General features: G+C 74.4%; 2 protein-coding genes. One reads left to right on the forward strand and one right to left on the reverse strand.

The window, feature by feature from the left end; all coding sequences use genetic code 11:
• The first annotated feature begins 165 nt into the window (after positions 1-165).
• Positions 166-9,717, forward strand: a complete 9,552-nt coding sequence (locus ACZ7DL_RS30220; RefSeq protein WP_470778927.1) for a non-ribosomal peptide synthetase — start codon at positions 166-168, stop codon at positions 9,715-9,717.
• Positions 9,718-9,913: 196 nt separating this feature from the next.
• Here ACZ7DL_RS30220 and ACZ7DL_RS30225 read toward each other — a convergent pair whose 3' ends face one another.
• Positions 9,914-11,197, reverse strand: a complete 1,284-nt coding sequence (locus tag ACZ7DL_RS30225) for an MFS transporter (RefSeq protein ID WP_470778929.1) — start codon at positions 11,195-11,197, stop codon at positions 9,914-9,916.
• Positions 11,198-11,290: the final 93 nt, after the last annotated feature.

The raw sequence follows: 11,290 nt of genomic DNA on the forward strand, positions 1-11,290 counted from the left end.
GCGACGGGGCGAGCCTGCCGGGCGCCGGGGAACGGCGACAAGAGACAAACGGGCAGCAGGAACGGCATCGGGCCCTGCCGTTGTGTCCCTGGTGCCGGGCTTGCGCCCGCCAACAGGCTTCGCTGGGGCGCGGTGCGCGTCCGTGAGGACCCGTGGAGGTGGCCGGTGGAGATCGACGACAGCCGTGGCGGCACGGACAGCACGGCGGGGGCGCCCCGCAGCGCGTCGTTCGGGCAACAACGGCTCTGGTTCCTCGACCAGTTGCGGCCGGGCACGCCCGACTACCTGCTCCCGCTGGCACTGCGGATCCGGGGCGGCCTGGATACCGGCGCGCTGCTCGGTGCGCTCACCGCCGTCGTCGAGCGGCACGAGGTGCTGCGCACCAGCTACCGGCAGGAAGCCGGTCGGCTGCTGCAGCGCATCGCTCCCGATGCCGAACTTCCGTTCCGCCAGTGCGACTTCTCCGACCTCCCGGCCGCCGAACGGGAGGCTCGGCTGGACCGGCTGATCGAGGAGGAGCTGCGGCTCCCGGTCGACCTGGCCCGGCAGCCCCCGCTGCGGGCCGTGCTGGCCCGGGTGGGCCCCGCCGATCACCTGCTGATCGTGGTGGTCCACCACATCGCCTTCGACGGCATGTCCTGGCACCTGCTCGGCGCCGAGCTGGCGGCCGGCTACCGGGAGCGCACCGGCGGCGCGCCGGCCGCCCTCGCGCCGCTCACCCTGCAGTACGCCGACTTCGCCGACTGGCAGGCAGAGCGGCTCACCGGCCCGCGGCTGGCCGCAGGGCTGGACCACTGGCGCACCGCGCTGGCGGGTCTGACACCGCTGGAACTGCCCACCGACCGTCCCCGCCCGGCCGTGTGGGACGGCGCCGGCGACGCCGTCCGATTCGAACTGCCGGCCGAGCTGATGGCACGGGTCGACCTTCTTGCCCGCCGCAGCCGGGCGACCCGGTTCATGGTGCTGCTCGCCGCGCTCCAGGCGGTGCTCGCCCGGTTCAGCGGGCAGCGGGACATCGCCGTCGGCACGCCGGTGGCCGGCCGCGGCCTGCCCGATGCGGAGCGGCTGATCGGCCTGTTCGTCAACACCGTGGTGGTGCGCGGCGATCTGAGCGGCGAGCCGTCCTTCCGGACGCTGCTCGGCCGGGTCGCGGCGAACACGCTGGCCGCCCTCAGCCACGCCGGTACGCCGTTCGAACTGGTGGTGGACGAGCTGGGGCCGGAGCGTGACCTCGCCCGCAACCCGCTCTTCCAGGTGTCCTTCTCGCTGCGCACCGCGCCGCCGGAGCCGATCGCGCTGCCCGGTCTCGACTGCGAGCTGGTCCGCACACCGCTGACCGGCTCGCCGTTCGACCTGGTGCTGGACACCGACATACTGCCCGACGGGCGGCTCAATGCTCGGCTGCAGTACGCCACCGCGCTGTTCGACCGGGCGACCGTACAGCGTCTGGCCGACGCCTTCCGGGTGCTGCTCGACGCCGTACTGGCCGACCCGGACCGCCCGCTGCACCGCGTCGGCCTGCTGACCCATCAGGACCGGCTGACCGTGGTCGAGAAGTTCAACGAGACCGCCGTGCCGCTGCCCGAGCGCTGCCTGCACGAGCTGTTCGCCGAGCAGGCCGAGCGCACCCCGCGGGCGGTCGCGCTGCGCTGGCCGGACGGCGAACTGACGTACCGCCAGCTCGATGGCAGGGCGAACCTGCTGGCGCACCGGCTGCGGGCGCACGGGGTGGGGCCGGAGAGCTTGGTGGGCGTCTGCCTGCGCCGGGGGCCGGAGCTGGTGGTGGCCCTGCTCGCGGTGCTCAAGGCAGGTGCAGGCTACCTGCCGCTGGCGCCCGACCATCCGCCGCTGTGGCGCTCCCGGCTGCTCGACCGGGCCGGCGCCGAACTGCTGATCACCGATGGGGAGTCGGCGCAGGGCTGGACCGGGACGGTGCTGGCCGTCGAGGACGGGGAGCGGGAGACCGCGCCCGAGAGCGGCGCCGGGCCGGACAACCTCGCGTACCTGATCTACACCTCGGGCTCCACGGGGGAGCCCAAGGGCGTCATGGTGACCCACCGCAACGCGGTCAACTACGTGCGCTGGTCCGCCCGGACCTATCTCGACGAGGGCGCCGGCAGCGCGCTGTACTCCTCGGTCGCCTTCGACCTGCCGGTCACCTCGCTCTTCCCCGCGCTGCTCACCGGCGCCACCGTCACCCTCACCCCTGACGACGGCACGCCTGGTCTCGACGGCCTGGTCCAGCTGCTGAGCCGGGACTCCTTCGACCTGCTGAAGCTCACCCCGACCCACCTCGGGCCGCTCGGCCGGGAGCTGCCCGTGGCGGCGCTGCGCACCGCGACAGCCCACCTGGTGGTCGGTGGCGAGCAGCTCACCGGCGCGATGCTGGAGCCGTGGCGGCGGCATGCCCCGGACACCGTGGTGTTCAACGAGTACGGCCCGACCGAGACCACGGTCGGCTGCGCCACCCTCGCCCTCCCGGCGCGCGAGCTCGACCAGGGTCCCATGGGCATCGGCGTGCCGATCGACAACACCACCCTGTACGTGCTGGACGCCGAGCTCGAGCCGGTGCTGCCGGGCGCTGTCGGCGAGCTGTACATCGGTGGCGTCCAGGTGGCCCGCGGTTACCGGGGGCGCGGCGACCTCACCGCCGAGCGCTTCGTCCCCGACCCGTACGCCAAGACCCCCGGCGCCCGGCTCTACCGCAGCGGCGACCTGGTCCGGCACCGCTCCGACGGCCTGCTGGAGTTCGTCAGCCGCGTCGACACCCAGATCAAGGTCGCCGGATTCCGGGTCGAACCGGCCGAGGTCGAGGCCGCGCTGGCCGAGCACCCCGAGGTGCTGAAGGCCGCGGTGGGCGCCTACGGCACGGGGGACGCGGCCCGGCTGGTCGCCTACCTGGTGCCCGCCGGCGAGCGTCGACCGGGAGTGGCCGAACTCCGCGCCCACCTGGAGCGGCTGCTCCCCGCCTACCTGGTGCCCGCGCTCTACGTGGTGCTGCCCGAGCTGCCCCACACGGCCAGCGGCAAGGTGGACCGCAAGGCGCTGCCCGACCCGGCCGGCGCCCGACTGGACCCGGCCGGGGACCGGGTCGCGCCGCGGACCCCGCTCGAGCAGGCGGTCGCCGCCCTCTGGTGCGAGCTGCTCGACCTGGACGAGGTCGGCGTGCACGACGACTTCTTCGCCCTCGGCGGCAACTCCCTGCTGGTCACCCGGCTGGCCTTCCGGCTCCGGCAGGTACTCTCGGCCGAGGTGCCGCTGGCGGAGGTGTTCGCGGCCGGCACCGTCGCCCGGCTCGCCGAGGTCCTGGCCGTAGCCACCGCTGGCCGGCAGACACCGATCACCCCGGCAGGCACGGACGGGCCGTTGCCGCTCTCCTTCGCCCAGCAGCGCCTCTGGTTCCTCGATCGCCTCGCGCCCGGTGCCACCGACTACCTGGTGCCGATCGCACTGCGGCTGCGCGGCCCCCTGGACCGGCCGGCGCTGACCTCCGCGCTGGCCGCCCTGGCCGAGCGTCACGCGGTGCTGCGCACCCGGTACGAGGAACGCGACGGCGAGCCGGTCCAGCTCGTCGACCCCGGCGCCCGGATAACCCTGACCGAGCGGGCGGCGACCGAGGAGGAGGCGTTGCGGCTGATCCGCGCGGACCTGGAGGTCCCGTTCGACCTGTCGGCCGGCGCCCCGGTTCGCGCGATGCTGCTGCGCATCGGCGCGGACGACCACGTGCTGGCGCTGACGCTGCACCACATCGTCTGCGACGGCTGGTCGGTCGAGGTGCTGGCCGACGAGCTGGCGCGGCACTACGCCGGCGCGGCGGTCGAGCCGCTGCCCGTCCAGTACGCGGACTTCGCCCGCTGGCAGCGCGAGCACGCCGCCACCGAGGACTTCGCCGCCCGGCTCGGGCACTGGCGGGAACGGCTGGCCGGCCTGGTCCCGCTGGAGTTGCCCACCGACCGACGCCGTCCGCGCCTGCGGGATCCGCGCGGCGACCGGCTCGCCGTCGAGCTGCCCGCCGAACTCGGCGAGGCGGTCGACGAGTTGGCCCGCCGCAAGGGCGTGACCCCGTTCATGGTGCTGCTCGCCGGCTGCTACGCGCTGCTCGGCCGGTGGAGCGGCCAGCAGGACATCGCGGTCGGCACCGCCGTCTCCGGCCGTACCCGCTCCGAGACGGCCCCGCTGATCGGCTTCTTCGCCAACACCCTGGTGCTGCGCGGCGACCTGAGCGGGCGTCCCACCTTCACGGAGCTCCTCGCCCGGGTCCGCGCATCGGCGCTCGACGCCTACACCCACGCCGACGTGCCGTTCGAACGCGTCGTGGAGGAGCTGGCGCCCGAGCGCGACCTGTCCCGCAACCCGCTCTTCCAGGTGATGTTCGAGCTGCGCCCGCCCGGAGGCGAGGCGTTCACCCTGCCCGGGCTCCGGGTCGAGCAGCTCGCCGTCTCCTGGCCGGCCGCCAAGTTCGACCTGACGGTCTCGGTGCAGCCGCAGGCCGACGGCACCCTGCGCTGCGGCTTCGAGTACGCCACCGCGCTGTTCGACCGCGCCACCGTGCGAGGGATGGCGGAGCACTACGGCCGCCTGCTCGCCGCGGTGGTCGGCGAACCCGACCTGCCGCTCGACCGGATCGAAGCGCTGGACGCCGCCGAACGGGAGGCGCTGGTGCACGGCTGGCACGACACCGCCGTCGAGCCGCCCGCCCGCTGCCTGCCCGAGCTGTTCTCCGAGCAGGCAGCCCGCACCCCTGACGCGCCCGCCGTCGTCTTCGCCGAGCAGACCCTGAGTTATGCCGAACTCGACGCCCGGGCAACCCGGTTGGCGCACCATCTGCGCGCCGTCGGGGTGCGCGCGGAGACCCCGGTCGCGGTCTGCCTGCGCCGGGAGGCCGACCTGGTCACCGCCCTGCTCGGCGTGCTCCGGGCCGGTGGCATCTACGTGCCGGTCGACCCCGCACACCCGGCGCAGCGCCGCGCCCACGTGCTCGCCGACAGCGGCGCCGCCGTGCTGATCAGCCAGTCCTGGATCCGCGGGGAACTGCCCGAGGGCGCGGCCCGGCTGGTGCTCCTCGACGAGGACCCGGAGCCGGCCGGGCCTGCACCGGTCGAGCGGCCGGCCGTTGAACTGCCGCCGGTGGACCCCGTCGGGGCCGCCTACCTGGTGTACACCTCGGGCTCGACCGGTCGTCCCAAGGGCGTGCTGATCAGCCATGAGGCCATCCGCAACCGCGTGTTGTGGGCGGTGCGCGAGCACGGCCTCCGCCAGGGGGACCGGGTGCTGCAGAAGACCACGGTTGGCTTCGACGCCTCCGTCTGGGAGTTCCTGGCACCGTTGGTCTGCGGCGGAACGGTGGTGGTCGCCGCCGACGGCGTGCCCCGCGACCCGGCCGCCATGGTGCGGGCCGTGGCCGAACACCGGATCACCGTGCTGCAGCTCGTGCCGTCCGTGCTGCGGCTGCTCGTCCAGCAGCCCGGGCTGCGCGACTGCGACACGCTGCGGCTGGTGTTCTGCGCCGGCGAGCCGCTGCCCGTGGAACTCTGCGACCGGCTGCTCGCCCTGCTGCCGGTCACCCTGGTCAACACCTACGGCCCCACCGAGTGCGCCATCGACGTGACCTCCTGGCGCTACGACGGCCGGGAAGCCGGCGAGATCGTCGCCATCGGGCAGCCGATCGACAACACCCGGATCCTGGTGCTCGACCCGGACGGCGGCCTGGTTCCGCTCGGCGTCCCCGGCGAGCTGTGCGTGGCCGGCACCGGCCTGGCGCGGGGCTACTTCGGTCGCGGTGACCTGACCGCCGAGCGCTTCGTCCCCCACCCGCATCCGGCCGCCCCGGGCGAGCGGCTCTACCGCACCGGGGACCGGGTCCGGCGCCGCGCCGACGGCACGCTGGAGTACCTCGGCCGGCTCGACCGGCAGGTCAAGCTGCGCGGCATCCGGATCGAACCCAGCGAGATCGAGGCCGCGCTCTGCGAGCACCCCTCGGTCGCCGCGGCGGCCGTCGGCGTCTACGGTGACCAGCAGCTGGTCGGCCACATCGTCCCCGTCGAGGGCGTCGAACACGACCCGGCCGCGCTGCGGGCACACCTGGCGGCCCGGCTGCCGGACGCCATGGTGCCGGCCGTGCTGCGGGTCCTCGCCGCACTGCCGCTCACCGCCAGCGGCAAGGTGGACCTCGAGGCGCTGCCCGGGCTGGCCGGGCTGACCGCGGCGGGGGAGTACCTCGCGCCGCGTGACTCCGCCGAACAGACCATCGCCGAGGTCTACGCCGAGCTGCTGGGCCGCGAGCGGATCGGCGCGCTCGACGACTTCTTCGCCCTCGGGGGCCACTCGCTGCTCGCCACCCGGCTGGTCTTCCGGCTGCGGGCGGCCTTCGGCGTCGAGATCCCGGTCGCCGAGGTCTTCTCCCGCCGTACCGTCGCCGCCCTGGCCGAACTGGTCACCGCCCCGGGCGCCCCGCCCGCCGAACCGGCCGGAGCGGTGCTGCCGGTGCCGCGCTGCGGCACGCTGCCCCTCTCCTCCGCCCAGCGCCGGATGTGGTTCCTCGACCAGCTGGAGCCCGGCAGCACCGAGTACCTGGTGCCGCTGGTGCTGCGCCTGCGCGGGCCGCTGCACACCGCCGCACTGGTCGGCGCACTGGACGACCTGGCGGCCCGACACGAGGTGCTGCGCACCCGCTACCCGGCGCCGGACGGCGAGCCGGTACAGGTGATCGACCCGGTGGTCGTCCTCGGTGCCGCGCCGGTGGACCTCTCGGGCCTGCCGGCGGAGAAGGCCGCCGCTCGGGCCGAGGAGCTGGTGCAGGCCGAGACCGCCCGGCCGTTCCGCCTCGACCGGGAACCGCCGCTGCGCGCCCTGCTGGTCAAGGTCGGTGAGCAGGAGCACGTACTCGTCCTGACAGCCCATCACATAGCCGTCGACGGCTGGTCCCAAGGCCTGCTGACCCGCGACCTCGGGCTCCTGTACCGGGCCCGGCTCACCGGCGGCAGCTTGCCGCCCGCCCCACCGGTGCAGTACGCCGACTTCGCGGCCTGGCAGCACCGCTGGTCGCGAAGTGAGCTTCCGGAGGCCCAGCTCGCACACTGGCGGGAGCGGCTCGGCGGGCTCACCCCGCTGGAGCTGCCCACCGACCGGCCCCGCCCGGCCGTCCGCGACCCGCGCGGCGACCTGCTCGCCCTCGCGGTTCCCGACGAGCTCGCCGAGGCCGTGGCGGACCTGGCCCGCAGCCAAGCGGTCACCCCGTTCGTGGTGCTGCTCGCCGTCTTCGACGTGCTGCTCGCCCGCTACACCCGGCAGGCGGACGTCTGCGTCGGCACCCCGACCGCCGGCCGGACCAGGCCCGAAGTGGAGGACGTGGTCGGCTCGTTCGTGAACACCGTGGTGCTGCGCGCCGACCTCGGCGGCGACCCGAGCTTCGCGGCGCTGGTGCGCAGGGTCCACCAAGACGTGGTCGCCGCCTACAGCCACCAGGACCTGCCCTTCGAGCGCCTGGTCGACGAGGTCCAGCCGGACCGGGACCTGTCGCGGAACCCGCTGTTCCAGGTGATGTTCGAGCTGCAGCACGTCCAGAGCACCCCGCTGCGGCTGGACGGCCTGACCGTCGAGCGGGTCCCCTCGCCCTGGCGGACCGCGAAATTCGACCTCACTCTCTCGCTCGGCCGCCGTGCCGACGGCGGTCTGCAAGGGCTGTTCGAGTACGCCACGGCGCTCTTCGACCGCACCACGGTCGAGCGGATGGCGGGGCACTACCTGACCCTGTTGCGCGCGGCCACCGCGCGGCCCGAGGCCCCGCTCAGCCGGCTGGCGATCCTCACCGAGGACGAGCGGGAGCAGCTGGTGCACGGCTGGAACCCGGCCGGCGCCGAGCTGCCGGAGGCGTGCGTGCCGGCCCTGTTCGAGCGGCGCGCCGCCGAGATGCCCGACGCGGTCGCCGTCTCGTTCGGACCGGCCTCGCTCAGCTACGCCGAGCTCAACACCCGGGCCAACCAGCTGGCCCACCACCTGCGCGAGCTGGGTGTCGGGGCGGAACGCCCGGTCGCCGTCTGCATGGAGCGCGGGGCCGATGTCGTGGTGGCGCTGCTCGCGGTGCTCAAGGCAGGCGGGGTCTACGTGCCCATCGATCCCGAACACCCGGCCGAGCGGCTGGCGTTCATGCTGGACGAGCTGGACGCCCGGGCCGTGCTGAGCACCGGCCGGTTCGCCGAGCGGCTCTCCGCCGTCGCCCGCGACCCGCTGGTGCTGGTCGACGCGGAGGCGGGACGGATCGCTGAACGCCCGGACCACGACCTGCCGCCGCAGGCCGCGCCGGACCAGCTGGCGTACATGATCTACACCTCGGGCTCCACCGGGCAGCCCAAGGGCGTGCTGATCCAGCACGGCTCCTACGCCCACCACTGCCGGGTGATCGCCGACGCCTACGGCATCGAGCCGGGCGACCGGGTGGTGCTGCTGTCGGCGCTCACCTTCGACGTGGCGATGGACCAGATAGCAGCCACCCTGCTGGCCGGCGCGACCGTCGTCGTGGCCGACCCGCTGTTCTGGAGCCCCGCCGAACTTCCCGGACGGGTCGCCGAACACGGCATCACCGTCATGGAGATCACCCCCGCGTACTACCGCGAGGTGATGCAGCACGTCCGGCCCGGCGACGAACGGCTGAGCGGCCTGAAGCTGATGAACGTCGGCAGTGACGTGGTCACCGTGGACGACGCCCTGGCCTGGGCCGCCACCGGCCTGCCCGGCCGGTTCCTGTGCAACTACGGCCCCACCGAGGCGACCGTCACCTGCGTCCTGCACCCCGTGCCGGCGGCCCCGCCAGGCCGTGGCGAGGCCGCGCTGCCGGTCGGCCGCCCCGTCCCGGGCACCCGGGCGTACGTGCTGGACGGTGCCGGCGTCCCCGTACCGGTCGGGGTGCCCGGCGAACTCCACCTCGCCGGTGTCCGGCTGGCCCGCGGCTACCACCGCCGCCCCGGGCTCACCGCGGAGAAGTTCGTCCCGGACCCCTTCGGCGACGTGCCGGGCGGCCGGCTCTACCGGACCGGCGACCTGGTGCGCTACCTCGCCGACGGCACCATCGAGTTCCTCGGCCGAATCGACCAGCAGATCAAGCTGCGCGGCTTCCGCATCGAACTGGGGGAGATCGAGGCGGTGCTGGCGCAGCACCCCGGGCTGCGCCAGGTCGCCGTCGTCGCCCGCGACGTCCGGCCGGGCGACCGTCGGCTGGTCGCCTACCTGGTACCGCGCGGCAACGGCGGCCCGGACGTCGCCGAGCTGCGCGAGTGGGCCGGCGAGCGGCTGCCCTCGTACATGGTGCCCTCGCTCTGGACGACCCTGTCCGAGCTGCCGCTGACCACCAGCAAGAAGGTGGACCGCAAGGCCCTCCCGGAGCCCGCCACCGCCGGCGAGCTGCTGGAACGCGTCTACCAGGCGCCGCGCAACCCGACCGAGGAGATCGTGGCCGAGGTATGGGCGGAGATCCTCGGCATCGAGCGGATCGGTGTGCACGAGGACGTCTTCGTCCTCGGCGCCCACTCGCTGCTCGCCACCCGGGTGCTCGCCCGGCTGGTCGCCGTCTTCGACGTGGAACTGCCGCTGCGCTGCCTCTTCGAGGCCACCACGGTGGCCGCCCTGAGCCAGGTGCTGCTGGAGGCACTGGAGGCGCAGATCGCCGAGCTGACGGACGAGGAGGTCGCCGCCCTGCTGGCGGAGGAGGGCGAAGACCGCTGAACCCCGGGCCCGGCACGTCCGCCCGCCACCCCCTCGGGGGCGGCGGGCGGACGTTTCCGCGTCCCCGTCCTCATGCACGGTCGGGCGGCGTCCTGGGCGGCGGGCCGTACGACGAGGCTGCCGGCGGGCAACGGCGAAGCGCGGCGCACGGCGGGGAGCCGTGCGCCGCTCGGGGGCGGCTCTCGTGGGTCGGCTGTCAGGCGGTCGGCGTCGGCTCCGGCTCGTCGGCACGCGCCGTGGCTCCGGCCAGCGTGGGGGCGGAGCGCACCGAAGGACTGAGCGCGGCCGTCGCGGCCAGCAGGACCATCCACGCGGCGAGCACCCACACGGTGGCGTCCGCACCCAGCCAGGCCAGCAACTGGCCGCCGACCAGAGAGCCGAGCGGGATGGCGCCGAACGCGACCAGGCCGACCGCGCCGAGCACCCGGCCCTGGATGGCGTCGGGCGTGACGGCCAGCTGGTAGGCCGAGATGACCACGTTCCACACGGGACCGACGAAACACATCAACGCGTACACCACGCCGATCAGGTACGGGTCGCGCACCACCAGGAGCACCGGGGTGAGCAGGGCCCAGGCCCAGTTGGCGCCGATCACCACGGCCCGCATCGACAGCCGGCGCTCGACCGCGGGCGCGAGCAGCGAGCCGAGCACCCCGCCCACCGCCGCCACCCCGAACATCACGCCGATCGCGGCGGACGAGCCGTGCCGCCCGCGGGCCATCACGATGACCGTCAGGAAAAGCGCCTGGAACAGCAGGTTGCTCCCGGCGATCAGGAAGGTGGTCGTACGCAGGAACGGCTGGCGCCACAACCAGCGCACGCCCTCGGTGAGTTCGCGGTGCAGCGGGGCGGTTCGCGGTCGCCGCTCGGCCTGGAACTCGCGGCGGATCATCAGCAGGCCGCCCAGCGACCACAGGTACGTGGCGGCATCGAAGAGGAACGGCACCGCCCGGCCCAGGCCGAAGAGCACGCCGCCCAGCGGCTGGCCGAGCATCGCGGCGCCGCGCGCCCGCGCCTCGTTGCGGGAGAGCGCGGCGGCGAGCTGGGAGGGGTGCACCACATTGGGGACGGCCGCCGAGGCGGCGATCCGGAAGCACACCGTCAGCGTCCCTTCGGCGAACCCGACCGCGAGCACGTGCGGCAGCGAGAGCCGGTGCAGCAGCAGGGCGGCCGCCACGCTGCCGACGGCCAGGCCGCGCAGCACGTCGCAGATGATCATGGTCCGCCGCCGGTTCCAGCGGTCGACCAGCGCTCCGGCCGGCAACTGGAACAGCAGTTGCGGCAGCAGGGCGATGAAGCCGGTGAGCCCGGCGTCGGCCGGGGAGCCGGTCAGCGCGAGGATCAGCAGCGGGTAGGCCACGCTCGAGGCGTTGGAGCCCAGCCCCGAGACCGCCGCGGCCTGCCACAGCAGGACGAAGTCTCGGTTGCGCAGCAACGGCTTGAGGTTCCGAGGGACTTCCTCGCGCACGGTGTGGGTCATGGCTCGATGCTGGGAGGCGCTCCGTCCCCGGCCCAGAGAAGGACCGGCAGTCACGCGCGCAGTCCGCGGCCGGAAGTTCGCCGCGCTGACCCT

The sequence above is a fragment of the Streptomyces sp. NPDC036984 genome (assembly GCF_055607665.1).

Excerpts from the sequence above, each read along its gene's own strand:
- ACZ7DL_RS30225 (WP_470778929.1), bottom strand. The coding sequence starts at position 11,197 with ATGACCCACACCGTGCGCGAGGAAGTCCCTCGGAACCTCAAGCCGTTG.